Source organism: Streptomyces sp. NPDC051051, from assembly GCF_040682975.1.
Lineage (GTDB): Bacteria > Actinomycetota > Actinomycetes > Streptomycetales > Streptomycetaceae > Streptomyces.
Window position 1 is genome coordinate 102,732 of the sequence record NZ_JBFBCB010000011.1, and the last position, 25,266, is coordinate 127,997.

At 71.5% G+C, this 25,266-nt stretch carries 26 protein-coding genes; 8 read left to right on the forward strand and 18 right to left on the reverse strand.

Translation table 11 applies throughout. The annotated features are described in order from the left end of the window. Nucleotides 1-168: 168 nt before the first annotated feature. From ligA to AB0N31_RS11565, 4 genes are all read right to left on the reverse strand, one after another. Nucleotides 169-2,364 (reverse strand): NAD-dependent DNA ligase LigA, encoded by a 2,196-nt coding sequence (gene ligA / locus AB0N31_RS11550; RefSeq protein WP_366058156.1) that lies wholly within the window; start codon nucleotides 2,362-2,364, stop codon nucleotides 169-171. A gap of 15 nt (nucleotides 2,365-2,379) precedes the next feature. Next, nucleotides 2,380-3,381, reverse strand: coding sequence for a methionine synthase (locus AB0N31_RS11555; protein ID WP_366058157.1), 1,002 nt, complete (start codon nucleotides 3,379-3,381; stop codon nucleotides 2,380-2,382). Between the two features lie 96 nt (nucleotides 3,382-3,477). Further along, entirely contained in the window at nucleotides 3,478-4,176 is a 699-nt protein-coding gene (locus AB0N31_RS11560; RefSeq protein WP_366058159.1) for an SDR family oxidoreductase, read from the reverse strand. 18 nt (nucleotides 4,177-4,194) lie between these two features. Continuing rightward, a complete protein-coding gene (locus AB0N31_RS11565; protein ID WP_366058160.1) occupies nucleotides 4,195-4,734 on the reverse strand; it encodes a TIGR00730 family Rossman fold protein in 540 nt (179 codons plus the stop codon). A gap of 51 nt (nucleotides 4,735-4,785) precedes the next feature. On the opposite strand from AB0N31_RS11565, the gene AB0N31_RS11570 reads away from it, so the two are divergent. The 3 genes from AB0N31_RS11570 to AB0N31_RS11580 all read left to right on the forward strand — a co-directional run bounded on the left by AB0N31_RS11570 (nucleotide 4,786) and on the right by AB0N31_RS11580 (nucleotide 6,946). Continuing rightward, nucleotides 4,786-5,109 carry a DUF427 domain-containing protein gene (locus AB0N31_RS11570; protein ID WP_366058161.1) on the forward strand — a complete coding sequence of 108 codons (324 nt, stop codon included), beginning with the start codon at nucleotides 4,786-4,788 and terminating at the stop codon, nucleotides 5,107-5,109. Between the two features lie 38 nt (nucleotides 5,110-5,147). After that, nucleotides 5,148-5,936 carry an alpha/beta hydrolase gene (locus AB0N31_RS11575; protein ID WP_366058162.1) on the forward strand — a complete coding sequence of 263 codons (789 nt, stop codon included), beginning with the start codon at nucleotides 5,148-5,150 and terminating at the stop codon, nucleotides 5,934-5,936. A 401-nt stretch (nucleotides 5,937-6,337) separates the two neighbouring features. Then, nucleotides 6,338-6,946: a hypothetical protein gene (locus AB0N31_RS11580; RefSeq protein ID WP_366058163.1), complete on the forward strand. Its 609-nt coding sequence runs from the start codon at nucleotides 6,338-6,340 to the stop codon at nucleotides 6,944-6,946. 16 nt (nucleotides 6,947-6,962) lie between these two features. On the opposite strand, the gene mnmA is transcribed toward AB0N31_RS11580, so the two are convergent. Continuing rightward, nucleotides 6,963-8,087, reverse strand: coding sequence for a tRNA 2-thiouridine(34) synthase MnmA (mnmA, locus tag AB0N31_RS11585; RefSeq protein WP_366058164.1), 1,125 nt, complete (start codon nucleotides 8,085-8,087; stop codon nucleotides 6,963-6,965). An 85-nt stretch (nucleotides 8,088-8,172) separates the two neighbouring features. On the opposite strand from mnmA, the gene AB0N31_RS11590 reads away from it, so the two are divergent. Then, on the forward strand, nucleotides 8,173-8,904 hold the full coding sequence (locus AB0N31_RS11590) for an N-acetylmuramoyl-L-alanine amidase (protein WP_366058165.1): 732 nt from the start codon (nucleotides 8,173-8,175) through the stop codon (nucleotides 8,902-8,904). Nucleotides 8,905-9,013: 109 nt separating this feature from the next. Here the strand turns inward: AB0N31_RS11590 and AB0N31_RS11595 are convergent, their stop codons facing one another. From AB0N31_RS11595 to AB0N31_RS11605, 3 genes are all read right to left on the reverse strand, one after another. Further along, entirely contained in the window at nucleotides 9,014-10,183 is a 1,170-nt protein-coding gene (locus AB0N31_RS11595) for a cysteine desulfurase family protein (protein ID WP_366058166.1), read from the reverse strand. Between the two features lie 101 nt (nucleotides 10,184-10,284). Next, nucleotides 10,285-10,551, reverse strand: coding sequence for a DUF4190 domain-containing protein (locus tag AB0N31_RS11600; protein WP_366058167.1), 267 nt, complete (start codon nucleotides 10,549-10,551; stop codon nucleotides 10,285-10,287). 17 nt (nucleotides 10,552-10,568) lie between these two features. Continuing rightward, entirely contained in the window at nucleotides 10,569-10,733 is a 165-nt protein-coding gene (locus AB0N31_RS11605; protein WP_366058168.1) for a hypothetical protein, read from the reverse strand. A gap of 145 nt (nucleotides 10,734-10,878) precedes the next feature. Here AB0N31_RS11605 and AB0N31_RS11610 point away from each other — a divergent pair, with 145 nt between their 5' ends. Beyond that, a complete protein-coding gene (locus AB0N31_RS11610) occupies nucleotides 10,879-11,526 on the forward strand; it encodes a TetR family transcriptional regulator (protein ID WP_366058169.1) in 648 nt (215 codons plus the stop codon). 101 nt (nucleotides 11,527-11,627) lie between these two features. Here AB0N31_RS11610 and AB0N31_RS11615 read toward each other — a convergent pair whose 3' ends face one another. From AB0N31_RS11615 to AB0N31_RS11625, 3 genes are all read right to left on the reverse strand, one after another. Then, complete coding sequence (locus AB0N31_RS11615; RefSeq protein ID WP_366058170.1) at nucleotides 11,628-12,026, reverse strand: hypothetical protein; 399 nt, start codon at nucleotides 12,024-12,026, stop codon at nucleotides 11,628-11,630. Nucleotides 12,027-12,181: 155 nt separating this feature from the next. Continuing rightward, nucleotides 12,182-13,039: a thioesterase family protein gene (locus AB0N31_RS11620; protein WP_366058171.1), complete on the reverse strand. Its 858-nt coding sequence runs from the start codon at nucleotides 13,037-13,039 to the stop codon at nucleotides 12,182-12,184. Between the two features lie 117 nt (nucleotides 13,040-13,156). Further along, nucleotides 13,157-13,741: a TetR family transcriptional regulator gene (locus AB0N31_RS11625; protein ID WP_366058172.1), complete on the reverse strand. Its 585-nt coding sequence runs from the start codon at nucleotides 13,739-13,741 to the stop codon at nucleotides 13,157-13,159. 82 nt (nucleotides 13,742-13,823) lie between these two features. Here AB0N31_RS11625 and AB0N31_RS11630 point away from each other — a divergent pair, with 82 nt between their 5' ends. From AB0N31_RS11630 to AB0N31_RS11640, 3 genes are all read left to right on the forward strand, one after another. Next, a complete protein-coding gene (locus AB0N31_RS11630) occupies nucleotides 13,824-15,023 on the forward strand; it encodes an FAD-dependent monooxygenase (protein ID WP_366058173.1) in 1,200 nt (399 codons plus the stop codon). After that, entirely contained in the window at nucleotides 15,020-15,496 is a 477-nt protein-coding gene (locus AB0N31_RS11635; protein ID WP_366058174.1) for a hypothetical protein, read from the forward strand. Before AB0N31_RS11630 ends, AB0N31_RS11635 begins: the two co-directional genes overlap by 4 nt. A 273-nt stretch (nucleotides 15,497-15,769) precedes the next feature. Further along, nucleotides 15,770-16,999 (forward strand): alpha/beta hydrolase-fold protein, encoded by a 1,230-nt coding sequence (locus tag AB0N31_RS11640; protein ID WP_366058175.1) that lies wholly within the window; start codon nucleotides 15,770-15,772, stop codon nucleotides 16,997-16,999. Here the strand turns inward: AB0N31_RS11640 and AB0N31_RS11645 are convergent. From AB0N31_RS11645 to AB0N31_RS11675, 7 genes are all read right to left on the reverse strand, one after another. Next, nucleotides 16,908-17,564: a trimeric intracellular cation channel family protein gene (locus AB0N31_RS11645; RefSeq protein ID WP_366058176.1), complete on the reverse strand. Its 657-nt coding sequence runs from the start codon at nucleotides 17,562-17,564 to the stop codon at nucleotides 16,908-16,910. The two genes, AB0N31_RS11640 and AB0N31_RS11645, sit on opposite strands and share 92 nt — an antisense overlap. 64 nt (nucleotides 17,565-17,628) lie before the next feature. Continuing rightward, nucleotides 17,629-19,017, reverse strand: coding sequence for a dipeptide ABC transporter ATP-binding protein (locus AB0N31_RS11650; protein ID WP_366058215.1), 1,389 nt, complete (start codon nucleotides 19,015-19,017; stop codon nucleotides 17,629-17,631). A 14-nt stretch (nucleotides 19,018-19,031) separates the two neighbouring features. Then, nucleotides 19,032-20,129, reverse strand: a complete 1,098-nt coding sequence (locus AB0N31_RS11655; protein WP_366058177.1) for an ABC transporter ATP-binding protein — start codon at nucleotides 20,127-20,129, stop codon at nucleotides 19,032-19,034. Continuing rightward, nucleotides 20,126-21,124 (reverse strand): ABC transporter permease, encoded by a 999-nt coding sequence (locus tag AB0N31_RS11660; protein ID WP_366058178.1) that lies wholly within the window; start codon nucleotides 21,122-21,124, stop codon nucleotides 20,126-20,128. The genes AB0N31_RS11655 and AB0N31_RS11660 overlap by 4 nt, the downstream gene beginning before the upstream one ends. A gap of 110 nt (nucleotides 21,125-21,234) precedes the next feature. After that, on the reverse strand, nucleotides 21,235-23,034 hold the full coding sequence (locus tag AB0N31_RS11665) for an ABC transporter substrate-binding protein (RefSeq protein ID WP_366058179.1): 1,800 nt from the start codon (nucleotides 23,032-23,034) through the stop codon (nucleotides 21,235-21,237). A gap of 68 nt (nucleotides 23,035-23,102) precedes the next feature. Continuing rightward, nucleotides 23,103-24,110 (reverse strand): ABC transporter permease, encoded by a 1,008-nt coding sequence (locus tag AB0N31_RS11670; RefSeq protein WP_366058180.1) that lies wholly within the window; start codon nucleotides 24,108-24,110, stop codon nucleotides 23,103-23,105. Nucleotides 24,111-24,425: 315 nt separating this feature from the next. Then, a complete protein-coding gene (locus AB0N31_RS11675; RefSeq protein WP_366058181.1) occupies nucleotides 24,426-25,226 on the reverse strand; it encodes an enhanced serine sensitivity protein SseB C-terminal domain-containing protein in 801 nt (266 codons plus the stop codon). Nucleotides 25,227-25,266 lie beyond the last annotated feature (40 nt).

The window sequence follows — 25,266 nt, forward strand, 5'->3', positions numbered from 1 at the left end:
AGGAGCGGGGGGATGCCCCGACCGCAGCGGGGCACGGCGGGCGCACTTCTCAACAGTAGGCCGCGGAAGGCTTCCACGGGCAGCGGTCGTCGACGGTTGCCCGAATGCACCCCCGGCACCCGTAAGCGTCCGGTATGCGCCGATCGGGTGGTCTTCGGCCGCCGGTCCTCACGACTCGGCGACCGGCAGGGCGACTTCGGCGGCCGCCTCCGGCCCCTGTTCGAGCAGGACCGTGAAGCCGTCCTCGTCCAGCACCGGAACCTTGAGCTGCATCGCCTTGTCGTACTTCGATCCGGGGCTGTCACCCACAACGACGAACGAGGTCTTCTTCGACACCGATCCGGTCACCTTCGCCCCACGGCTCTGGAGGGCGTCCTTGGCGCCGTCCCGGGTGAAGTGCTCCAGGGTGCCGGTGACCACGACGGTGAGGCCCTCCAGCGGACGCGGACCCTCGTCCTCGCCGGAGCCCTCCTCCTCCATGCGGACGCCGGCGGCCTTCCACTTGCGGAGGATCTCGCGGTGCCAGTCCTCGGCGAACCACTCCTTGAGGGAGGCCGCGATGATCGGGCCGACGCCGTCGGTGCCGGCCAGCTCCTCCTCGGTCGCCTGCTCGATGCGGTCGACGGAGCGGAACTCGCGGGCCAGCGCCTCGGCCGCGACCGGACCCACGTGCCGGATGGACAGGCCGGTGAGGACGCGGGCCAGCGGGCGGTCCTTGGCGGCCGCGATGGTGTCCAGCATGGCGAGCGCGTTCTTCTTCGGCTCGCCCTGCTGGTTGGCGAAGACGGTGGCGATCTTCTCCTCGCCGGTCTTCGGGTCCCGCTTGGGCAGACCGCTGTCCTGGTCGAGGACGTACGCCTTGATCGGCAGCAGCTGCTCGATGGTGAGGTCGAACAGATCGCCCTCGTCGGCGAGCGGCGGTTCCCCGGGCTCCAGCGGCTTGGTGAGGGCCGCGGCGGCGACGTACCCGAAGTGGTCGATGTCCAGGGCCTTGCGGCCCGCGAGGTAGAACAGCCGTTCGCGCAACTGGGCCGGGCACGCGCGGGCGTTGGGGCACCGCAGGTCGACGTCGGCCTCCTTCATCGGCCGCAGCGGCGTGCCGCACTCGGGGCACTCGGACGGCATCACGAACGCGCGCTCGCTGCCGTCCCGCAGGTCGACGACCGGTCCGAGGATCTCCGGGATGACGTCACCCGCCTTGCGCAGCACCACGGTGTCGCCGATGAGGACGCCCTTGGCCTTGACGACGTCCTGGTTGTGCAGGGTCGCGAACTCGACCTCGGAACCGGCCACGGTCACCGGCTCGACCTGCGCGTACGGCGTGACGCGGCCGGTGCGGCCCACCCCCACCCGGATGTTGAGGAGCTTGGTGTTGACCTCCTCCGGCGCGTACTTGTAGGCGATCGCCCAGCGCGGCGCGCGGGCCGTGGAGCCGAGCCGCCCCTGGAGCCGGATCTCGTCGAGCTTGACGACGACACCGTCGATCTCGTGCTCCACGGAGTGGCGGTTCTCGCCGTAGTACGCGATGAACTCCCTTACGCCGTCGAGGCCGTCGACCACCTTGTTGTGCCGGGAGGTGGGCAGTCCCCAGGACTTGAGGAGGTCGTACGCCTCGGAGAGGCGGGCGAGGCCCTCGTACCCCTCCAGGGCGCCGATGCCGTGGACCACCATGTGCAGGGGCCGGCCCGCGGTGACGCGCGGGTCCTTCTGGCGCAGGGAACCGGCCGCCGCGTTGCGCGGGTTGGCGAAGGGCTTGTCGCCGGCCTCGACCAGACGGGCGTTCAGCTCCTCGAACTTCTCCATCGGGAAGTAGACCTCGCCGCGGATCTCGACGAGGGACGGGACGCCGTCGCCGGTCAGCCGGTCGGGGATGTCCGCGATGGTGCGCACGTTGGGCGTGATGTCCTCGCCCGTGCGGCCGTCGCCGCGGGTGGCCGCGCGGGTGAGCCGGCCGTTCTCGTACGTCAGGTTGACGGCGAGGCCGTCGACCTTCAGCTCGCACAGGAAGTGGTGGGCTGAGGCGCCGACGTCCTTGTGGACGCGCTCGGCCCAGGCGGCCAGCTCCAGGTCGTCGAAGGCGTTGTCCAGCGAGAGCATGCGCTCGCGGTGCTGGACGGCGGTGAACTCCGTCTCGTACGCGCCGGCGACCTTCTGGGTGGGCGAGTCGGGGGTGCGCAGCTCGGGGTACTGCTCCTCCACCGCCTCCAGGGAGCGCAGCAGGCGGTCGAACTCCGCGTCGCTGATGACGGGGGCGTCCTTCACGTAGTACCGGAAGCGGTGCTCCTCGATCTGCTCAGCGAGCTGCGCGTGCTGCTCCCGTGCCTCCGTGGGCACCGTCGTCTCCGCTTGCCTGTCGCCGGCCACCGTGTCGTCCTCCCGTTACTCTGGGTTGTCCGCGAGGGATCTCGCCGCCCGGACGCAGTGGGCGAGGGCCTGCCGCGCGTACGCGGGGGAAGCCCCTGCGAGGCCGCACGCCGGGGTGACCGTCACGGCCTCCGCGAGGAGGTCCGGTCGCAGTCCCAGCCTGCGCCACAGCGTCCTGACACCCATGACGCTACCGGCAGGGTCCGACAACGCGGCGTCCGTGCCCGGCACGACACCGGCGAACAGCCGGGTGCCCGCCTCCACCGCCTCGCCGATCACCTCGTCGTCACGCTCGGTCAGGAGGGAGAAGTCGAACGAGACGGCCGTCGCACCGGCCCGGCGCAGCAGGGCGAACGGGACGTCCGGCGCGCACGAGTGCACCACGACGGGACCGCCGTCGTGCACCGCCACGGCCTCGCGGAGCGTGGCCTCGACGACCTGGCGGTCCACGGCGCGGTACGTGCGGTAGCCGCTGGCGGACCTGACACGGCCGCGCAGTACGGCGGTGAGGGAGGGTTCGTCGAGCTGGAGGACGACCTGGGCGCCCGGCACCCGGCGCTTCACCTCGGCGAGGTGCAGGCGCAGGCCCTCCGCGAGGGAGGCGGCGAGGTCGCGGCAGGCGCCGGGGTCGGAGAGGACGGCCTCGCCGCCCCGCAGCTCCAGGGCGGCGGCGAGGCTCCACGGGCCGACGGCCTGCACCTTCAGCTGCCCCTCGAAGCCCTGGGTGGCCTCCTCCAGGGCGTCGAGGTCCTCCCGGAGCCAGGACACGGCCCGCCGGGTGTCCCTGCCGGGACGGTCACCGAGGCGCCAGCCGCTGGGCTCCACGCGCGCGTACAGCTCGACGAGCATGCCGGCGGTGCGGCCGATCATGTCGGCACCGGGGCCCCTGCCGGGCAGTTCGGCGAGGAAGGGGAAGTCCTCGAAGGACCCGGCGACCGTCCTGGCGGCTTCCCTGGCGTCGCCGCCGGGCAGGGAACCGATCCCGGTGGCGGGCCCGAACCTGAAGTGTGCGTTCACGAGCGGAAGCCTACGTACTCCGGGGGCGCCCCCACACACCCCCGTGGTCCCCACGCACCCCGTGGTCCCCACGCACCCCCGTGGTGGGGGACCCGGCTACCGGCCCGGCCGCACCGTCAGGTCGTTGACCTCCGCGTCCCGCGGCAGATCGACCGCCATGAGGATCGTCGTCGCGACCGACTCGGGATCGATCCACTCCCCGGGGTCGTACGCCTTCCCCTCCTGCTGGTGGACCTTGGCCTGCATGGGACTGGCCGTACGGCCCGGGTAGACGGAGGTGACCCGTACCCCGTTGTCGTGCTCCTCCGCGCGCAGGGAGTCCGCCAGCGCCTTCAGTCCGTGCTTGGAGGCGGCGTAGGCCGACCAGTCGGCGCTCGCCCGCAGCCCCGCCCCGGAGTTGACGAACACCACGTGCCCGCGGGCCGCCCGCAGTTGCGGCAGGAAGTGCCGGGTCAGTTCGGCGGGGGCGACGAGATTCACGTTGAGCTGATGGCGCCACGACTTGGGGGTCAGCTCACCGACCGGCCCGAGGTCGACCACGCCGGCGACGTGCAGCAGCGAGTCCACCCGCTCCGGCAGCGACTGGTGGGAGAAGGCCCAGCTGAGCCTGTCGGGGTCCGCGAGGTCACCGACCAGGGTCCGCGCCCCCGGGAACTGCGCCGCCAGCTCCTTCGCCCGGCCCGCGTCCCGCGCGTGCAGCACGAGGTCGTCCCCGCGCGCGTGGAGCCGGCGGGCGACGGCCGCACCGATGCCGGAACCCGCCCCGGTGATCACATGAGTAGCCATGGTCTCCATGCTCGCATCACCGCCGGTTCAGGAGATGCCCCGGCTCTCCTCCAGGTACGCGAGCGCACCGACCGGCTCCTCCGCGAAGAACACCAGGTCGGCCAGGGGCCGGGGCAGGAATCCCTCGGCCTCCATGCGCCGGAACTGTTCCTTGAGGCCGTCGTAGAAGCCGGCGGTGTTCAGCAGGACGACGGGCTTGTCGGTGTGGCCGTGCTTCTTCAGTTCCAGGATCTCGGTGGCCTCGTCCAGGGTCCCGGTTCCGCCGACCATGATGACCACCGCGTCGGCCTTCTCCAGGAGCAGCCGCTTGCGCTCGGCCAGGTCGCCGGCGATCACCATCTCGTCGGCGCCGGGCCGGGCCTTGGCCGCGAGAAAGCCCACGGAGACCCCGCAGAGCCGGCCGCCGGCCTCCTGCACGCCGTCGGCCACCACCTTCATGAGCCCGACGTCGGAGCCGCCCCACACGAGGGTGTGCCCGCCCTTGCCGAGCAGTTCGGCGAACTCGCGGGCGGGCCGGGTGTAGCGGTCGTCGAGGTCGGCGGCGGAGAGGAAGACACAGATGCGCATGCGGTCACGGTACGCGGGAAGAACCGGCGGCCCGCGCGTGCTGTCCTCTTCATGGCCGACGGACACACGATCACGATCGAGCAGGGCACCCGGCACGTGCGGGTCGTCCACGGGGACCAGGTGCTGGCCGAGACGGACCGGCCCCTGATCCTCAGGGAGACCGGCTGCCCGGTGCGGTACTACCTCCCCGCCGAGGACGTACGCCTGGACCTTCTCACCCCCTCCGACACCCACACGTACTGCCCGTTCAAGGGCACGGCGTCCTACTGGTCGCTGCCGGACGCGCCCGACCTCGTGTGGGCGTATCCCGACCCGAAACCGGACGTCGAACAGATCAGGGACCACCTGTGCTTCTACGAACCGGAAGTGTCGTAGGCCGATAACTCCCGTGTCCTGGGGCAGTCTGCACAGGCATGGACAAGAAGACCCTTTCCCGTGACGGCACCTCCCTCGCGTACGCCCGCGCCGGGCAGGGCCCCGCGGTCATCCTGGTGAGCGGGGCGATGTCGACGGGCGGCACGGTGGCGCCCCTGGCCGGGCTCCTCGCCCGGCACCGCACCGCCTACTGGTACGACCGCCGGGGCCGCGGCGGGAGCGGCGACACGGCGCCGTACGCGGTCGAGCGCGAGGTCGAGGACCTGGCGGCGCTGATCGAGGCGGCGGGCGGGGAGGCGGCCCTGTACGGCGTCTCCTCGGGCGGCGCGCTGGCCCTGGAGGCGGCGGCCGCCGGGCTGCCGGTGAGCCGGGTGGCGGTGTACGAGGTGCCGTTCGCGGACTTCTCCGAGGGCGGCGCCGGGGAACGCGCCGCGTACACCCGGAATCTGACGGAGGCACTGGGGCAGGGCCGCCGCGGGGACGCCGTGGAACTGTTCCTGCGCCTGACGGGCCTGGCGGAGGAGATGATCCGGGGCGCCCGCCAGTCCCCGATGTGGCCCGCCATGGAGGCCATCGCCCCCACCCTGGCCTACGACGACGCCGTCATGGGCGACGGCCTGGTCCCCCGCGAACGGCTGTCCTCGATCGGCGTCCCGGTCCTGTCCCTGGCCGGCTCGGCCAGCCCGGACTGGATGCGCCGGGCCGCCGAGACGGTCGCGGACGCGGCGCCCGAGGGCACCTACCGGCCTCTGCCGGACCAGACCCACATGGTGGATCCGAACGTGCTGGCGCCTGTCCTGACGGAGTTCTTCACAGACGGCTCGTGAGCCGAGGGCCTCGGTTCCCCTGCATCGGCCCGTGCGGCGGGGTTCCGCGCGGGCCTCGGGCCGAGGGACCCGGGACACGGCGGAGCATCGGCGGGAGCGGAGAGAGCCGGACGACCAGGGCCGCACGTCCCACGGGAGCTCGCCCGATCTCCGCGGGACGATGACGCGCTGGTGGCGGATGGCCATGGCGAGCTGAAGGCCGGTGATGAGAAAATGGCCGCGGGTTACGGTGTCGCTACCGTCCAGGCGTGCCCGGCCGGACACAACCGTGCACGCGTCCAGCAGAGTTGACCGACGGCACGCCTGTCGGACCGGCCGCCCGATCCGGTCTCCTCTGCCCCGGCACGGGGGCGGCGGATTCGCCCACCCCACGCCGTTGCCACCCCAGCGACGAGAGAAGCATGGACGCTCTGACAAAACTGAACATCCTCGGCCTCGCTCTGTCAGCCGTCCTTCTCGCCATGGCCTGCATCAAGGCGGACCGGGTACGTGCCTGGCGCACGAGGTTCCACCCGTCGGGAGAGGAACTGCCCGATGGGGCCTTCGTCGTCGGCCGGGTCACGCTCGTCGCGGCGGCCTGTGCCGGAGTCTTCCTGGCCGTTCAGGGCTTCGCCGTCTCCGACGATGCCGAGTGGAGCGACGACGAACTCACGAGCGCCGTCGAGGGAGCCACAGCGGCTCTCGACGGCAGCATCGAGCTCGGCGACATCTACGACACCGGCTTCGACGACGACGGCTACGCGACGACGATCGAATCCGAGATCGTCGAACACGGTGGGGGTGACGCCCCGCAGTTCGGTGCGTACGCCTCCCCCTCCGGTACCAACAAGGGCGACGAGGCGACTTATCAGGTCACGGCGTCGGGCGCGTCGGCGACCTTCTGCATGCATGTGACACGCATGCGGTCGAAGGAGAACGACTGGAATGCTCCGGGAATCGCCGGCGGTGAGGGGACGGCGGTCGTACCGGGCTACCGGTACGCGGTGACCAGCAGGAAGGGCGAATGCTGACCACGCCGATGTGGACTCAGGCCACGCCCGCCGTCGCCCGAACCGTCGACGCGATCGTCGCCGAGCCCACCACGCGCGTGCCGTCGTAGAGGACGATCGCCTGGCCGGGGGCGACGCCTCGGACGGGCTCCGCGAACGTGACTTCGAGGGAGTCGTCGACCAGCTCGGCCGACACCTCGGTCTCGCCGCCGTGCGCGCGGAGTTGGGCCGTGTACGTGCCGGGGGCGGTGGGGGCGGTGCCGCACCAGCGGGGCTTGATCGCGGTGAGGGCGGTGACGTCGAGGGCGGCCGCGGGGCCGACCGTCACCGTGTTGTTCACCGGGGAGATGTCGAGGACGTAGCGCGGCTTGCCGTCGGGGGCCGGGGTGCCGATGCGCAGGCCCTTGCGCTGGCCGATGGTGAAGCCGTACGCGCCCTCGTGGGTGCCGATCCTGGCGCCGGACTCGTCGACGATGTCGCCCTCCGCCTTGCCGAGGCGCTTGGCGAGGAAGCCCTGGGTGTCGCCGTCGGCGATGAAGCAGATGTCGTGCGAGTCGGGCTTCTTGGCGACCGCGAGCCCGCGGCGCTCGGCCTCCGCGCGGATCTCGTCCTTCGTCGTGACCGTGTCGCCGAGGGGGAACAGGGCGTGGGCGAGCTGCTTCTCGTCCAGGACACCGAGGACGTACGACTGGTCCTTGGCCATGTCGGAGGCGCGGTGCAGTTCGCGGCTGCCGTCCTCGCGGACGATCACCTGGGCGTAGTGGCCGGTGCAGACGGCGTCGAAGCCGAGGGCCAGGGCCTTGTCCAGGAGCGCCGCGAACTTGATCTTCTCGTTGCAGCGCAGGCAGGGGTTGGGGGTGCGGCCGGCCTCGTACTCGGCGACGAAGTCCTCGACGACGTCCTCGCGGAAGCGGTCGGCGAGGTCCCAGACGTAGAACGGGATGCCGATGACGTCGGCGGCGCGGCGGGCGTCGCGGGAGTCCTCGATCGTGCAACAGCCCCGCGCGCCCGTGCGGAAGGACTGCGGGTTCGCGGAGAGTGCGAGGTGGACACCGGTGACGTCGTGGCCGGCTTCCGCGGCGCGGGCGGCGGCGACGGCGGAGTCCACTCCGCCGGACATGGCGGCGAGGACGCGGAGGGGGCGCGGCGAGGTCTCAGTCATAACCCCTCCAGGGTACGGGGCGCCGGGAACCGGGGCCCGCGAGTATCCGTTGTGGATCTCGAGGGGCGAGGAAGGCGGGGCGGAGATGGGTGCGGAGTCGGGTTCGGAGACAGGCCCGGGGACAGGCTCGGGCGCGGAGGCGGGTGCCGGGGTGGGGTCGGGGGCGCGGAAGAAGGACGCGGACCGGCGGATCGGGCGGCGTGCGCTGCTGGTCGGCGGGGCGGCCGCCGCGGTGGGCACGGCCGTGCTGGCGCGGGACGAGCTGGCCAGGCTGTGGTGGCGCATGCCGGGGGTGGAGAAGGCGCGGGTGCAGGGCGCGGTCGACTTCCGCGGCGCGCGGTGGCTGGCGGCCTCGACGGGCAACTTCCGCCGGGCGGACCGTCCTGACGACTACGAGGTGGACATGGTGGTCGTCCACGTCACCCAGGGCAGTCTGGCGAGCGCGGTGAAGGTCTTCCAGGATCCGGCCCACCGGGCGGCGGCCCACTACATCGTCGGGAAGGACGGCCGGATCACGCAGATGATCCGCGAGCTGGACGTGGCGTTCCACGCGGGCAACCGCGTGTACAACGAGCGCAGTGTCGGCATAGAGCACGAGGGCTTCGTGGACCGCCCGGAGGACTTCACCGACGCGATGTACGCCGCCTCCGCGCGGCTGGCGGCCGGGATCTGCCGGCGGTACGGCATACCCGTCGACCGCGAGCACATCATCGGGCACGTGGAGGTGCCGGGCACGGACCACACCGACCCCGGTGAGCACTGGGACTGGGACCGGTACCTGCGGCTGGTGCGGGAGGCCCACGCGGCCACGGCGTGACCGCCGCTGCGGTGCGGCCGCCGTTCGGGACCCTCTCCCGGTCGGGTGTGATCCCGGAGCGGGCGTGGCCCCGGGCCGGATGCGACCCGGGGCAGGGTGGGACCTTCGCTCAGGTGAGCCCGGCCGCGCGGGCCCGTTCCACGGCCGGTCCGATGGCCTTGGCGACCGCCTCGACGTCGGCCTCGGTGGAGGTGTGGCCGAGGGAGAAGCGCAGGGTGCCGCGGGCCAGGTCCGGGTCGGTGCCGGTGGCCAGCAGCACGTGGCTGGGCTGGGCGACGCCGGCGGTGCAGGCGGAGCCGGTGGAGCACTCGATGCCCTGGGCGTCCAGGAGCAGCAGCAGGGAGTCGCCCTCGCAGCCCGGGAAGGTGAAGTGGGCGTTGGCGGGGAGGCGGCCCTGCGGTGCCGGGTCGCCGCCGAGGATCGCGTCGGGGACGGCCGTACGGACGGCGGTGACCAGGGCGTCGCGCAGGGCGCCGATCTCCCCGGCGAACCACTCGCGCTGCTCGGCCGCAAGGCGGCCGGCGACCGCGAAGGAGGCGATCGCGGGGACGTCGAGGGTGCCGGAGCGGACCTGCCGTTCCTGGCCGCCGCCGTGCAGGACGGGCACGGGGGTGTGCTCGCGGCCCAGGAGGAGGGCGCCGATTCCGTAGGGGCCGCCGATCTTGTGGCCGGAGACGGTCATCGCGGCGAGGCCGGAGGCGGCGAAGTCGACGGGGACCTGACCGAAGGCCTGGACGGCGTCGGCGTGCAGGGGGACGTCGAACTCGGCGGCCACCTCGGCGAGTTCGCGGACCGGCATCACCGTGCCGATCTCGTTGTTCGCCCACATGACCGTGGCCAGGGCCACGTCGTCGGGGTTGCGGGCGAGGGCCTCGCGCAGTGCGTCGGGGTGGACCCTGCCGTGGGCGTCCACGGGGAGGTACTCGACCGTCGCCCCCTCGTGCTCGCCCAGCCAGTGCACGGCGTCCAGGACGGCGTGGTGCTCGACGGGGCTGGCGAGGACGCGGGTGCGGGCGGGGTCGGCGTCGCGGCGGGACCAGTACAGGCCCTTGACCGCGAGGTTGTCGGCCTCGGTGCCGCCGGAGGTGAGGACGACCTCGCTGGGGCGGGCGCCGAGGGCCTCGGCGAGGGTCTCGCGGGCTTCCTCGACCGTACGGCGGGCCCGGCGGCCGGCCGCGTGCAGGGAGGAGGCGTTGCCGGTGACGCCCAGGTGGGCGACGAGTGCCTCTGCCGCCTCCGGGAGCATGGGCGTGGTCGCGGCGTGGTCGAGGTATGCCATGGTGAGCCGATTCTACGGCGCGGGCTCCTCGGACCCGGGATCAGGTGCCCCGGGACGGATGCCGGCGCCGGCGACCGGCGCCGGCATCCGCCGTCCGCCGTTCAGAAGCTCCAGGACACCGTCGAGTCCGCCTGCATGAAGAACGCCAGGACCAGCAGGTCGGCCACGCCCAGCGTGAGACCCAGGGCGGCGCGGCCCCGGCGCCCCGTGCCCCGCCACAGGGCCACCGAGGCCAGGACGATGGCGATCGGGCCGAGGAAGACGTTGAGGACCAGGAGGCCGACGAGGCCCAGGATGAAGGACGCGACGGCCATGCCGTCGGTGTCCCGGACGCCCGTGCGGCGCGTGGCCGGTGCGGTGAGCTGCATGTCGATCGTTCCTTCCGTCAGCGGGTCGTGGTGTGGCGGCGGCCGTGGCGCTCGCGCAGCGCGAAGATGCCGAGCCAGGCGGCGATCACGGCGGCGGCGGCGAGACTGAAGCCGAGCGGCGCGTGGGCCACGGTGCCCATGACGACGCCGAGCAGCAGAAGTGCGGCGACGAGGAACAGCATGGGATGAATCCCCCTCCGGGACGGTTGTCGTGTCCGTCTCTCGTGACGTTCCGGTGAACAGATATAGTTACAGTTGTTCACTGACTACCCAGTCTAGCGGGTTCCCTGCTTGGCAATTACGGAGAACAGTTGTTAACTGGATGACATGAGTCACACCCTCGGCATCCGGCAGGCCCAGAAGCAGAAGACCCGGCAGGCACTCCTGGACGCCGCGCTGGGGCTGCTGGAGGACCAGAGCCTGAGCAGCCTCGGCCTGCGCGAGGTCACCCGCGCCGTCGGCGTCGCCCCGACCGCCTTCTACCGGCACTTCCGCTCCATCGCGGACCTGGGTGTGGCCCTGGTCGAGGAGGCGCTGGGCAGTCTGCACCCCATGATCGGGACCACGGTGACCGCAGCCGACTCCAGTGACGAACGCATCGCACGGGCCGTCGACCTGATCGCCCGTCACGTCCACGCGTACCCCGCGCACGTCCGGTTCATCGCCCGGGAGCGGCACGGCGGTGTCCAGCCGGTCCGGGAGGCGATCCGGGAGCAGCTCGGCCGCTTCGCCGAGGAGGTGTGCGCGGAGCTGGCCAAGGACCCCGCGGCCGAGGAGTGGAGCGGGGACGATCTGCTGATGCTCTCGCACCTCTACGTCGACCAGATGATCGTCACCGGCTCACTCTTCCTGGAGGCGCGGGAGGCCCAGGAGTCCGGCAGGGCCCCGGACGGCGACCTGGACCGGGTCGTCCGGCTCGCGACCCGTCAGATGCGGCTCATCAGCATCGGCCGCCGGCACTGGCTCGACTCCTGAGACGGCGGGACGCACGGTACCGGGGCGGGGACGCGGAAACGGGCGGGGCGGCCGCTCGTCCCCGAGCGGCCGCCCCGCCTCGCGCGAACCCGCCCGCGCCTTCAGCCCTGTTGCTGCGTCTGCTGCACCTGCTGTGTCGGCTGACCCTGACCACCACCGGCCCGACCGCCGCCCGGCCCGCCGCCGCAGCCGCCCTGTCCCCCGCCGGGCCCGCCGCTCGGCATGCCGGAGGGAACGCCGGTCGGCACGCCCGTCGGGGTGCCGGTGGGGGCACCCGACGGCGCCCCCGAGGCGGCCCCCGAAGCCGCGGCCCCCGTGGGCGCCCCTGACGGCGCTCCGCTCGGCATCCCGCTCGGCCGCTGACACGCCCCCTGCCCGGACGTGCCGTCGCCGGAGGAGGCCGAGTCGCCCGATCCGCAGGCCACCAGGGCGAGCGGCGTGAGTGCCAGCAGGGCGGCCGCGGGGAGGAGACGTACCGGCATCGTCGGCACACGCTTCATGGGAGACAGCTCCAGAAAGGATGAGGAAGGCCTGAGACCGCCACTCAACCAACGGCGTTTGGGCCTTCCTTGGGACCCCTCTGTCCGTCTCCTGTCAATCGGGCAAAGCCCGGCTCAAGACATCGCCCCGGGCCCGTGGCCGACCGGGAGCGTCGTCACGCGAGGCGTACGCGCGCCAGTTGCCGGGACTGCGCCACCAACCGGTCCTCGCTGTCCCAGACTTCGCCGTCCTCCTCCAGGAACCCGCCCGCGAGGTTGCGGGTGGCGAGGGAGACGCGCAGGGGGCCGGGGGCCGGACGGCAGCGGACGTGGACGGTCAGCTCGATCGTCGGGACCCAGCCGGCGATGCCGAGGTCGAAGGCGGTGGGCGGCAGGGCGTCCACCGCGAGCAGCAGGGAGAGCGGGTCGGCGTCCCGGCCGTCGGCGAGCCCGAACCAGGCCCGCATCTCACCCTTGCCGGAGGGCTGTCCGAGCGCCCAGCCGACGGTCGACGGGTCGAGCTTGAGCATCAGCCGCTCGGCGATGGGCTGCTGGTCGGCGTCGGGAGCGGGGGCGGGCCCGTCCTCGGGGCCGAAGCACTGGCCGATCGGGGGGAAGGCGGGCGGCCGGGCGGAGGTGCGGACGTCGTCGGGGAGGGCGCCGAGGTCGCCGTAGGAGGCGAGGACGCGGATCCGTTCGACTTCGCGGCCGTTGTCGTCGTACTGGAAGAGGGAGGCCTGGCCGGTGGAGACCGTGCGGCCGGCGCGGACCGTCTCGGTGCGGACGACCGCCGGGCCGGGACGGGAGGCGCTCAGGTAGTGGGCGGTGACCGTGAACGGGTCGCCGTGCGGCAGCGCGTCGGCGAGCGCGCGGCCGAGTACGGCGAGCAGGTAGCCGCCGTTGACGGCGCCGAAGATGGTCCAGCCGGCCGAGAGTTCCGTGTCGTACACGCCGGGCTCGCGGAGGGTGACGGCGGTGTCGCGGTCGAACTCGCTGTCGCCGAGGGCGGCGGGGGCGATGGCTGCTTCAGACATGCGTGAACGGTACAACAGCAAAATACTAAGCGGTAGCTTTTCTCTTCCTTCCTCTCATGACCCCGCCCCGCTCACCAGCCGGGCACGGCCCCACGCCGACGGGGCCGTCGGCCTCGGTCAGGTGGAAAGCGCGGCTTCGAGCATGCGCCGGACCATCGGGGTCAGCTCGGTCACACCGGGCGGCGGACGGGTCGCGGCCGGCGCGCCGGCGAGCAGGTCGTACAGCAGACCGTCGGTCCAGGCGACGAGCAGATCCGCCGCCGGCGCCGGACGGGGAGCCCCGAGCGCCGCCAGCAGGGCGGTGACCCTGGACCGTACCGCGAGGCCGGCGGCCTGCAGGTCGGCACGCAACTCAGGCCGACGGGCCGCCTCCAAAGCGAGTTCGAAGCGGGCGAGCTGGCGGTCGCGCGCCGCCGTCAGCCAGTGGTGCAGCAGTGCGGCCAGCGCGCCCGCGGCGGAGTCCAGGTCCGGGCGCCCGTGGTCCGCGTCCCAGCGGTCCGCGTCGGCGACCGAGAGTTCGGCCAGGCGGAGGTAGCAGGCGCCGATCAGGGCGCTGCGGGTGCGGAAGTAGTACGACGTGCTGCCGGCCGGCAGGCCCGCGGCGGCGTCGACCGCCCGGTGGGTCAGGCCGCGCAGCCCGGCGGCGGCCACGATGCCGATGGCGGCGTCGGCGATCAGGTCCCGACGATCAGGGATGGACATGCCCGCACTCTACAGATGTAGAGTGCGGACACGTTCGCCTCTACAGATGTAGAGGCGACATGGGCGGAGGGAGGCAGTCGAGATGGGTGTCCGTCATGCCGTGGTGGCCGGAGGCGGGATCGGGGGCCTGACCGCGGCGGTGGGCCTGAGCCGCCGCGGATGGCGCGTCACCGTGTGCGAACGGGCCCCCGTGCTCACGGGCATCGGCGCCGGCATCGTGCTCGCCCCGAACGCACTGCGCGCCCTGGGTTCGATCGGCCTGGGTCCCGACCTGTGGGCGGGTGACGCCCTGCCCGGTCAGGTCGGGCTGCGTACGCCCGACGGCACGTGGCTGAGCCGATCCGACGGCGGTGCGGTGTCCGCCCGTTACGGGTTGCCCGCGCGCGCCGTGCACCGCGGCTTCCTGATCGACACTCTCGCTGCCGCCCTGCCGGCCGGCGTCGTGCGCCTGGGCGTGTCGGTGACCGGCGTGGACGACGCGGGGGACGCCGTGGTCGCGCGTACGTCGGCGGGCGACCTGCGTGCCGACGTCGTACTGGCGGCGGACGGCATGCGCAGCGTGCTCCGCGGACAGCTCTTCCCCGCTCACCGCGGGCTGCGTCACGCCGGTGAAGCCGGATGGCGAGCGGTGCTTCCCGGTGCGGGCCTGCCTGCCCGGCAGGCTGCCGAAACCTGGGGGCGGGGCGAGCGGTTCGGCGTCGTTCCACTCGCCGATGGACGTGTCTACGTCTACGCCACCACCGTTTCCAGCCCTGGCACGAGGCCGGAAACCGACCATCACGCGGAGCTGACCCGGCGCTTCGGTGCGTGGCACGATCCGATACCCGCACTGCTGGACCGGCTGAACCAGCGGGGCCCGGACCCGGTCGGCATACTCCGCCATGATTTCCACGAGCTGGCCGCGCCTCTGCCCCGGATGCACGTCGGCCGGGTGGCCCTGCTCGGCGACGCCGCCCACGCGATGACTCCCAACCTGGGCCAAGGCGGCTGCCAGGCCATCGAGGACGCCGTGGTCGCGGCGCACCTCCTCGCGTCCGCCGACGACGTACCGGCCGCGCTCGCCGCCTACACGAGGGCCAGGCACCGGCGGACCACCCGGATCAGCCGCCGCTCCCGGCACGTCGGCGAACTCGCCCGGCTCTCCCACCCACTCGCCGTGTCCATCCGGAACCTGGCCGTACGAGCCACGCCGCAGGCGCTGTCGCTGAGAGCCCTGGACGCGGTCCTGAGCTGGCAGCCACCCTCCGCCCCCACCCCCGTCAACGTCACGGAGCAACGGTGAACACCACAGTCACGCCCCGCCCCCTCCGCCGGGCGGACTCCGTCCGGCCCTTCGCGGTCGGCGCCTACGGTTTCGTCTTCCTGGGCCTCGGCCACCTCGCCCTCTCCGCCGCTTCGGCGGCGGTCACCCGGCCCCCGCAACAACGTGAGGCCGACACCGCCATGCGGGAGTCCGCCTACACCCTGCTGGGCCTGGAACGCACGGTCCTGGATGTCTTCAACGGCATCAGCATCGCGATGGCCCTCTTCGCCATCGCCTGCGGCCTGCTGATCCTCGCCGCCGTCCGCCACGCCCCCGCCCTCGTCCAGCGCCGCACCGCCTTCGGACGGATCACCCTCGCGCTCTCCCTGGCCGCCTTGGCGACGTCCGCCCTGCTCCTGCCCCCGCCACCGATCGTCACCCTCACCGTCACCAGCTGCGCTTTCGCCCTGTCCCTGCGCAGGGCGGTCCCCGCCGCCCGCGCGGGCTCGTGATGCGACGGAGGCCGGGGGCGCCCAGGTCCGGCAGGGCTCTGTCACCGGGGTGGTCGCCGCTACGGGCAGTCCGGTGCCGTCGCCCGGCGGTCGGCCGCCGGGCCGTCCACGGGACCGCACGGTGCCTGACGCCGCCACCCGGGCCGATCCGCCGACCGTCGCGAGTTCACACCCGATACAAGGGGCGACAGGGAGATGGCGTCCGGGCGGTTTCCCGGTAAGTGTCCGCACTCGTCCGTAAACCTCAGCCCCCCGTTTCCCCTCTCCACAGACATGAGCCTGACCGGGACCCCGTTCCTCTACAGCCTGATCGCCCTGTGCGTCGTCGCTCTCGCCGTACCGCTGCTGCTGTGGTCGCGGTTGCCCGGACCCCGGGTCCTGCGGGTCGCGGCCCGGATGCTGATGCTGGTGTTCGCCCAGGGCACGGCCGTCGCGCTGGTCTTCACGCTGGTCAACAACGCCAACAACCTCTACGACGACTGGGCCGACCTGCTGGGCACGGGCAGCCACGTGCAGCGGGCAGCCGACCTCGGTCCCGACGGCACCGGCGACATCGCCGTGGAGCGGCTCCCCCGGGTCCGGCAGACGTTCACCCGGGCCGACGGGCCCGGCATGCACGCGGCGGGCGGGGTGCGCGTCACCGAGCTGAAAGGCCGCGTCTCCGGCGTGAACGCCGAGGTCTACGTGTGGCTGCCCCCGCAGTACGACGACCCCGCGTACCGGCACCGCACGTTCCCCGTCGTGGAGCTGCTGCCGGGGTACCCGGGGTCGCCGAAGTCGTGGTTCGGGGCACTGGGCGTGCACGAGCAGTTGCTGCCGCTGATGCGGGAGGGCGAGGTGGCGCCGTTCATCCTGGTCGCACCGCGCACCACCCTGCTGCCCGGCGTGGACACGGGCTGCGCCAACGTGCCCGGTACGGTCAACGCCGACTCCTGGCTGAGCCTGGACGTGCCGAAGATGGTGCGGGACAACTTCCGCGCCGAGCCCGCCCCGCGGGGCTGGGCGGTCGCCGGCTACTCGGCGGGGGCGCACTGCGCGGCCAAGCTGGCCGTGGCCCGTCCCGACCGCTACCGGGCGGCGGTCAGCCTGTCCGGCTACAACGACCCGATCGCCCAGCGCGACTCCCTCGCCGCGCAGAGCCCGGCCCTGCGCCGGGCGAACAACCCCTACCTGCTGCTGCGCGAGGCCGTCGCCCCGCCCCCGGTCGCCCTCTACGTCTCCGGCCAGCCGCACGACGGCTACGAGGCGGGCCTGGACCTCCAGCGGGCGGCCGAGGCCCCGACCACCGTCCACGTCGTCCACATCCCGAAGAGCGCGGGCGGTCACAACATGGCGCTGTGGCGGCCGCAGGTGGTCCCCGCCTTCCGCTGGCTGACGACGCGGTTCGGCCGACGGGGCCCGGCCGGCGGCGTCACTCCTCCCGCACCGTCGAGCGACGGTTCCACGCACGCGGCGCTCGCCAGTGGAACCGCATCGCGAGCAGCCGCAGGACGAAGGCCGTGAGCGCGGCCGTCCCGCTGGCGGCCGGGGTGAGGACGTCGTAGTGGAGGCAGACCGCCACCATGGTGGCGCCGACGATCGCCGGGACCGCGTAGAGGTCGCGGTCCCAGCGCAGCAGTGAGGGCACCTCGTTGGCGAGGACGTCGCGCAGCACACCGCCGCCGACGGCGGTGGCCAGCCCGAGAGCCGCGGACGCGGTGAGGCCCAGGCCGTGGTCGTACGCCTTCACGGTGCCCGAGACGCAGAACAGGCCGAGGCCGGCCGCGTCGAAGACGTTCACGCCGGACTGGATGCGCTCCACGTGCGGGTGCAGGAAGAAGACGAGGAGGGCCGCGAGCAGCGGGGTGAGGAAGTAGCCCAGGTCCGTGAAGGCGGCGGGCGGCACCGCCCCGATGATCACGTCCCGGAAGATGCCGCCACCGAGCGCGGTCACCTCGGCGAGCACGGCGATGCCGAAGACGTCGAAGTTCTTGCGCACGGCCAGCAGCGCGCCCGAGATCGCGAAGACGAAGATGCCGATCAGGTCGAGCGTGTGCTGGACGGATGGGCTGAAGAGTTGGTGGAGCACCCTACTATTCTCACCCAGCACAGAGCCCCTGCCTTACATTGCAAGGCAGGGGCTCGCGCTCTACTTACTTCTCCTTGGCAGGAGGCTCCTCTTCGGAGGCAGCGGCCTCGGGGGCGGCAGCCTCGGGAGCGTCCGGCTCGGAAGCCCCGGCGGGCTCAGGGGCCGTGGTGGCAGCAGCCTCGGCCTCCGCCGTGGCCTTCGCCTCCGCCGCGACCTCCGCCACGGCCTCGGCTTCCACCGCGGCCTCCGCCACGGCCTCTGCCTCCACCACGGCTTCGGCCTCGACCTCCGCCGCCACGGCCGCCGACGTCAGGGCCGACTCCGCGAGCACCTCGTCGGCCACCAGCTCCGCCGCTTCCTTCGCGGCCGTCAGCAGGACGGTGTCCTGCGGAGCCTGGTCCTCGAAGTTCTCGGGGTGGTGGCAGGCCACCTGCTGGCCCGGCCGCAGCTCGACGAGCTTCGGCTCGGTCGTCCTGCAGATCTCCGTCGCCTTCCAGCACCGGGTGTGGAACCGGCAGCCGGTGGGCGGGGAGATCGGCGAGGGCACGTCGCCCTTGAGCAGGATGCGCTCGCTCTTGGTGTTCTTGCGGCTCGGGTCCGGGATCGGCACCGCCGACATGAGCGCCTTGGTGTACGGGTGCATCGGCGTCTTGTACAGCAGGTCGCGGTCCGCCAGCTCGACGATCTTGCCGAGGTACATCACCGCGATCCGGTCCGAGACGTGCCGGACGACCGAGAGGTCGTGCGCGATGATCACGTACGTCAGGCCCAGCTCCTGCTGGAGGTCGTCGAGCAGGTTCACCACCTGGGCCTGGATCGACACGTCGAGCGCCGAGACCGGCTCGTCCGCCACCACCAGCTTCGGGTTCAGCGCGAGCGCGCGGGCGATGCCGATGCGCTGGCGCTGACCGCCGGAGAACTCGTGCGGGTAGCGGTTGTAGTGCTCGGGGTTGAGACCCACGACCGACAGCAGCCGCTGCACTTCCTTCTTGATGCCGCCCTCGGGCGTGACGCCCTGGAGCTTGAAGGGAGCGCCGATGATCGTGCCGATGGTGTGCCGCGGGTTCAGCGACGAGTACGGGTCCTGGAAGATCATCTGCACGTCGCGGCGCAGCGGACGCATGCCGCCGACACCGAGGTGCGTGATGTCCTTGCCCTCGAACTCGATCGTGCCGCCGGTCGGTTCGAGCAGCCGGGTGATCAGCCGGCCCATCGTCGACTTGCCGCAGCCGGACTCGCCCACCACGCCGAGGGTCTCGCCGGAGCGGACCTCGAAGTCCAGGCCGTCCACCGCGTGCACGGCGCCGACCTGCCGCTGGAGCAGGCCCTTCTTGATCGGGAAGTGCTTCTGCAGCCCGGTCACCTTCAGCAGGACCTCGCCGCGGGCGGCGTCCTCGGTGAGGGTGGCGGCGCCGCCGCTCGGCTCACCGTCGGTCTGCGCGGGGATGCTCACCGCTTTCTCGTCACTCACAGCTTCGGCGCAATCTCTTCGGTCCAGATACGCTCCCGCTGCTCCTTGCCCAGGTGGCAGGCGGCCCAGTGCCGGCTGCCGACCTCGGCCAGCTCCGGGCGGACGGTGCGGGTGACGTTGTCCTTCGGGAGGTCCGCGTACGGGCAGCGCGGGTTGAAGGCGCAGCCGGACGGGACGTTGATCAGGGAGGGCGGGGAGCCCTTGACCGGGATCAGGCGCTCCTGCTGGTCGCGGTCGAGTCGCGGCATCGAGCCGAGCAGGCCCCAGGTGTAGGGGTGGCGGGGCTCGTAGAACACCTTCTCGGCCGGGCCGCGCTCGACGCACCGGCCGCCGTACATCACCAGGAGGTCGTCGGCCAGCTCGGCGACGACGCCCAGGTCGTGGGTGATGACGATGACCGCGGAGCCGAACTCCTTCTGGAGGTCGCGGATCAGGTCGAGGATCTGCGCCTGGACGGTCACGTCCAGGGCGGTCGTCGGCTCGTCCGCGATGAGCAGCTCGGGGTTGTTCACCAGCGACATCGCGATCATCGCGCGCTGGCGCATACCGCCGGAGAACTCGTGCGGGTAGTTGTCCACCCGCTTGTCCGGCTGCGGGATGCCGACCCGGTCGAGCATCTCGACCGCACGGCGCTTGGCGGTCTTCTTGTCCACGTTGTGGTGGATGCGGTACGCCTCCACGATCTGCTGACCGATCGTGTAGTACGGGTGCAGCGCCGACAGCGGGTCCTGGAAGATCATCGCCATGTGACGGCCGCGCAGCTTGCGCACGTGGTCGGGGTCGGCGGAGAGCAGCTCGGTGCCGTCCAGCCAGATCTCGCCGGAGATCTGGGCCTTGCGCTTGCCGTACTGGCCGGCGGTGTGCAGACCCATGATGCCCAGCGAGGTCACCGACTTGCCGGAGCCCGACTCACCCACGATGCCGAGGGTCTTGCCCTTCTCCAGCTGGAAGCTGAGCCCGTCGACGGACTTCACCAGACCGTCGTCGGTGGGGAAGTGCACCTTCAGGTCGCGCACTTCGAGGAAGGCGCTCGGCGCGGGCGAGGCGGCGGTGGGTTCGCCCACGGCCGCTCCGCTCTTGCTGAGGTCGGTCATGTGAGCCTCACTCGGGGGTCGATCACGGCGTACAGGATGTCCACCACGAGGTTGGCGACGAGCACCGCGAGGGAAGTGATCAGGGTGACACCCAGGATGACGGGCAGGTCCTGGTTCTTGATGGCGTTGAGGACCGCCTGGCCGAGGCCGGGCAGGTTGAACGCCGTCTCGGTCAGGATCGCACCGCCGATGAGGGCGCCGAGGTCCATGCCCAGCATGGTCAGCAGCGGCGTCATCGTGGAGCGCATGGCGTGCTTGCCGATGACGACCCGCTCCTTGAGGCCCTTGGCGCGGGCGGTGCGGATGTAGTCCTCGCCGAGGATCTCCAGCATGGTGGCCCTGGTGATGCGCGCGTACATCGCCGCGTACAGGAACGCCAGGGTGACCCAGGGCAGGATCATTCCGCCGAACCAGCCGGAGAAGCTTTCCTCCAGCGGGACGAACTGGCCGTCGAACAGGTCCAGTCCGTACACGAAGATCGACAGCGCGACCATGCCGGTGAAGTAGATCGGGAGGGAGACGCCCGACAGCGCGATCACCATCGCGCCGCGGTCCCACAGGCTGCCCCGCTTGAGCGCGGAGAGCACACCCGCCGAGACGCCGAGGAGCAGCCACAGCACGGCGGCGCCGAGCGCGAGGGCCAGCGTCACCGGGAAGCGGTCGGTCAGGACCGGCCAGACGGCCTGCTCACTGCGGAAGGAGTAGCCGAAGCACGGCGCGGCGCAGTTGATGGAGTCGCCGCCGCCGGTGTACGTGCGTCCGGCGAAGATCCCCTTGAAGAACTCCCAGACCTGGGCGTAGATCGGGTCGCCCAGACCCAGCTTCTCGCGCACACCCTCGACCGCGGCCGGGTCGGCCTGCTTGCCCACGAAGCTCAAGGCGATGTCGACGCCGGCCCACTTGGGGATGAGGAAGAAGATGCCGAAGACCACCATGACGATGACCACAAGCATCACTGCGGCGGCGAACAACCGCCTGATGAGGTAAGCGAGCACAGCTCTCGGCCCGCCGCGGACCGCGGGCCACCGGAGGTCTTCCGGTGGCCCGCGCTCACGCTGCGCCGGCCTTCACCTGCCTTTCGTGCCGTTCGGCGGGTGTGCCGGGACTACTTCTTCGGGTTCTTCAGACCGAGGTTCACGAAGTCGTACTGACCGCTGTAACCGTCGGTGGTGTAGACGTTCGCCAGGTTGTCCGAGCGCCAGTTGATGAACTTCTCGAAGACGAAGGGCAGGTAGTACGCGCCCTCCATCACCTTGTGGTTGATCTCCGTGGCGATCTTGGTCTTGCCGGCGTCGTCCAGGGTGGTGACGTACTGGGCGAACAGACCGTCGATGGTCTTGTCCTTGATGAGCGCGTAGTTGTTGTTACCGCTCTCCGCGATGTACTTGCTGTTCCACAGCGGCAGACCGAAGCCCTGGACGGACGGGAAGTCCGGACCCCAGCCCATGATGATGATGCCGTAGCCCTTCTTCTTCACGTTCGAGGGGCTGCCGATGATGCCGGCGGTCTGCGAGCCGTCGTACTGGTCGATCTCGGCGGTGATGCCGATCTTCTTCAGCGAGGCCTGGAGGGACTGGGCCGTGGCCACCTCGACCGGCTTGTTGTTGCGGACCGCGATGGTGGTCTTGAAGCCGTTCGGCTGACCGCAGGCCTTCAGGGCCGCCTTGGCCTCGGCGACGTTGCCGCTCTTGTTGTCACCGGCGAGCTTGTACGGGTCGTACTTCTGACCCTCGGCGCCCGGGACGGACGGCGGCAGCATGTTGGTGCCGATGTCGCCACCGGCGATCGGGCCACCGCGCGCGGTCTGGAGCGACACGTGGTCGGCGCCGAGGATGACGGCCTTGCGGCACTCGAGCTTGTCGAACGGCGCGACGCTCTGCGGGAAGACCGCGTAACGGACGTAGCCGGAGACCGGGTTGTCCAGGTTGGCCTTGTGCTGCTTCAGGGCGGTGGTGCGGCCCTGCGGCGACATGCCGGTCTGGTTCAGGTCGAGGTCCAGGTCACCGCTCAGCAGACGCTGGTCGAGCTGGTTGGCGTCCGAGAAGAACTTGATGGTGATCTCGTCCGGGTAGGCCTTGCGGACCGGGTCCGAGGCCTGCTTCCAGTTGGTGTTGCGGACCAGCTTGAGGTCCTTGCCCGGGCTGTAGGACGCGAACTTGTACGGGCCCGAGGAGAACGGCTTCAGGCCGTACTTGGCCTTGGTGTCCATGTCCTGGCGGACCGGCGAGGCCGAGACCAGGGCCAGCATCTCCTCGAAGTCCGAGTTGGCCACGGGGAGCTTGAAGACGATGGTCTTGTCGTCCGGCGTCTCGATGGCCTTCAGACCGAGCTTGTCGGCGGAGGTGTCCTTGTAGGGACCCTTGTACTCGCCCTTGGGGTCGAGCACGTCCTTCAGGTACGTCGGACCGCCGGACAGGACGTCCTGCGCCCACACGCGCTCGATGCCGTACTTCACGTCCTTGGACGTGATCGGCTTGCCGTCCTCCCACGTGACGCCGTCACGCAGGGTGTACGTGTAGGTCTTGCCGTCGTCCGTGATCTTCGCGGTCGCGGTGGCGAGGTCCGGAGTGATCTCGGCGCCCGCGGCACCCGGCTCCGTCTTGTTCGTGACGAGCTGGCGGCTGTAGTAGCGCGCGAAGTTCCACATCATGCCGTAGTAGCCACGCGTGGTGTCCCACGAGTCGGCGTCCTGCGCGGCACCGAACTTCAGCGTGCCGCCCTTCTTGGCGGCGGACGCCTGGGCGACCTTGTTGTTCGCGGCGTCGAAGCCGGCGGCACCGGTCTTCGAACCGTTGTCGCCGTCGTCCGAACCGCCGCCGCACGCCGCCGTGGTCAGCAGCGCGGCGACCGCGGCAGCAGCGGCAAGTGCCTGCTTCCGCCGCCCTGAGGTGCGTTGGGTAGTCACGATCTCGGATCCTCCGGATAGATGAGAGACCCCGTGTAGATGCCACGGGACAGTTGAGGTACGGCGGCTCAGCGAGAGGCCTTCGGGTCCAGCGCGTCCCGCACGCCGTCGCCGAAGAGGTTGAAGGCGAGAACGGTGATGAAGATCGCCAGGCCCGGGACCACCATGTACATGGGGTCGGACTCGTAGTAGTCGATCGCGCTCGAGAGCATCTGTCCCCATGAGGCCGTGGGCGGCTTGACGCCCACGCCCAGGAAGCTGAGTGCCGCCTCGGTGAGGATGTTGGTGGGGATCATCATCGTGGTGTAGACGACGATCGGGGCCACGAGGTTGGGCAGCAGTTCCTTGAACAGGATGTACAGCCGTCCGGCGCCCAGCGATCGGGCGGCCTCCACGTACTCGCGCTCTCGCAGGGAGAGGGTCTGACCGCGCACCACACGTCCGATGTAGGGCCAGCCGAAGAAGCCGATGACCAGGATCATGACGAAGACGCGCACGTTGGAGCCGGTGAGGCCCAGCAGGTTGCTCGGCATGACGGAGACCAGCGCGATGATGAACAGCAGCTGAGGGAAGGCGAGCAGACCGTCCATGACCCGGCTGACGACCGAGTCGACCCAGCCGCCGAAGAAGCCGGCGAGGATGCCCAGGACGGTGCCGAGGATCACGGCGACGACGGCCGACAGGAAGCCGACCAGCAGGGAGATCCGGGCGCCGTAGAGGATGCGGGCGAAGATGTCGCGGCCGTTGACCGGCTCGACGCCCAGCAGGTGGTCGCCGCTGATGCCGCCGAGGGAGCCCGTGGGGGTGCCGAACAGCGGGTCGATGAGGTTCTCGTGGTACTCGTTCGGGTCCTGGCCCAGGATCGAGGTGATCACCGGGGCCAGCAGTGCGACCACGACGAGGAGGAGCACCACGATGCCGCCGGTCAGGGCGAGCTTGTCCCGCTTCAGGCGCTCCCAGGCGATCCGACCCAGGGAACGGCCCTGTACGGCCTTCGCGTCGGCGGTGGCCACCGCCGCTTCCTCGGCCGGGCTCGGGGCCGCTTCCGCGGTCGGCTCGTGCAATGGTGCCGTCATCTGGCAGGGACCCCTCTCAACCGGCGGTAGCCGGCCCACACTTGCCGCTGTAGCGGCGTGATCAGTCCGTCGTACACAGGGGCGAAAGCACCCCTGATGCGGGAGTCTTCAACGCTTTGGCGATCTGTAGCCAGACTTGAAGGGGAAAGGATGCGTAAACGTGATGCTCTCAGGAGGATTCCGTTATCCGGACGGTGGGTAACGAGGGGCGGACGCCTACGAGTTATGACAGAACCGTCCATAAACGGACTTACCGCACCTATCTACGCGCGAAGATTCACTGAGTCGACTCGCGGGGGCGGACAGCGGGGCGCATCAGTGGCGACCGGCCGGCGGGAAGCCGTAACCGCCCGCGGGGGCCTGTGCGGCCGGCGCCGCGGGCGCGTGCGCCTCGCGGTCGTAGAAGGGGCGGGCGTGGGCGCGCATCCAGAGGACCACCGGGTCGTAGTCGTCGCTCATGGTGACCGTGGACACCGGCAGGCCGTCCGGCACCGCGCCGACGGACTGCTGCATCATCGCCCGCACCGCGTCCACGGCCTGCGGGGAGGTGTCGTACACGTCGAGCCCGAGGGCGAGGTAGGGCGCGCCGAGGGCCGGCTGGACCCAGGCGCGGCGCAGGGAGCGCAGGGCCGGGGTGCGGTGGGCGTTCTGCGCGAGCAGGGCGTAGAACTGCGGGATCTCGATGGCCGGCTCGGACAGCCGCAGCGGCCCGGCCGGCTGGCGGTCCAGACCGGTGGCGATCCGCCGCAGGTCGAGCCAGGGGATGCCGACGCCGCCGCCGGGGGCGTGCGGGTTCAGCCAGAGGCCGTAGTGGTCGGGGTAGAGGGTGCGGGCGGCGTCCAGCCCGTCGACCACCTCGTACGACCGGTTCCAGCCGCTCGCGGACAGTTCCTGGGCGGAGGTGACACAGGGGGCGTAGCCGTGCCCCTCGACGTCCATCGTGCCGTACTGGGCGTCGGCGGAACCGGCCTGCCCCTGCCACAGCAGCATCCACACCTGGCCGGTGCCCGGGGTCGCGAGGGCGCGCAGGAGTGCCTCGTAGGCGTCGTAGCGCCCGGGGGTCACCTGGCGCAGCATGTGCTCGACCTGCCCGGCCGCGATGCCGCTGGCGCTCACCTGTACCGCCCCTTCGATAAGTTGCCCCGCTTTCGGGAGA

Coding starts and splice junctions, on each gene's coding strand:
- AB0N31_RS11560 (WP_366058159.1), bottom strand. CDS start 4,176: ATGGAGACCATGGCTACTCATGTGATCACCGGGGCGGGTTCCGGCATC.
- AB0N31_RS11565 (WP_366058160.1), bottom strand. CDS start 4,734: ATGCGCATCTGTGTCTTCCTCTCCGCCGCCGACCTCGACGACCGCTAC.
- AB0N31_RS11570 (WP_366058161.1), top strand. CDS start 4,786: ATGGCCGACGGACACACGATCACGATCGAGCAGGGCACCCGGCACGTG.
- AB0N31_RS11575 (WP_366058162.1), top strand. CDS start 5,148: ATGGACAAGAAGACCCTTTCCCGTGACGGCACCTCCCTCGCGTACGCC.
- AB0N31_RS11580 (WP_366058163.1), top strand. CDS start 6,338: ATGGACGCTCTGACAAAACTGAACATCCTCGGCCTCGCTCTGTCAGCC.
- mnmA (WP_366058164.1), bottom strand. CDS start 8,087: ATGACTGAGACCTCGCCGCGCCCCCTCCGCGTCCTCGCCGCCATGTCC.
- AB0N31_RS11590 (WP_366058165.1), top strand. CDS start 8,173: ATGGGTGCGGAGTCGGGTTCGGAGACAGGCCCGGGGACAGGCTCGGGC.
- AB0N31_RS11595 (WP_366058166.1), bottom strand. CDS start 10,183: ATGGCATACCTCGACCACGCCGCGACCACGCCCATGCTCCCGGAGGCG.
- AB0N31_RS11600 (WP_366058167.1), bottom strand. CDS start 10,551: ATGCAGCTCACCGCACCGGCCACGCGCCGCACGGGCGTCCGGGACACC.
- AB0N31_RS11605 (WP_366058168.1), bottom strand. CDS start 10,733: ATGCTGTTCCTCGTCGCCGCACTTCTGCTGCTCGGCGTCGTCATGGGC.
- AB0N31_RS11610 (WP_366058169.1), top strand. CDS start 10,879: ATGAGTCACACCCTCGGCATCCGGCAGGCCCAGAAGCAGAAGACCCGG.
- AB0N31_RS11615 (WP_366058170.1), bottom strand. CDS start 12,026: ATGAAGCGTGTGCCGACGATGCCGGTACGTCTCCTCCCCGCGGCCGCC.
- AB0N31_RS11620 (WP_366058171.1), bottom strand. CDS start 13,039: ATGTCTGAAGCAGCCATCGCCCCCGCCGCCCTCGGCGACAGCGAGTTC.
- AB0N31_RS11625 (WP_366058172.1), bottom strand. CDS start 13,741: ATGTCCATCCCTGATCGTCGGGACCTGATCGCCGACGCCGCCATCGGC.
- AB0N31_RS11630 (WP_366058173.1), top strand. CDS start 13,824: ATGGGTGTCCGTCATGCCGTGGTGGCCGGAGGCGGGATCGGGGGCCTG.
- AB0N31_RS11640 (WP_366058175.1), top strand. CDS start 15,770: ATGAGCCTGACCGGGACCCCGTTCCTCTACAGCCTGATCGCCCTGTGC.
- AB0N31_RS11655 (WP_366058177.1), bottom strand. CDS start 20,129: ATGACCGACCTCAGCAAGAGCGGAGCGGCCGTGGGCGAACCCACCGCC.
- AB0N31_RS11670 (WP_366058180.1), bottom strand. CDS start 24,110: ATGACGGCACCATTGCACGAGCCGACCGCGGAAGCGGCCCCGAGCCCG.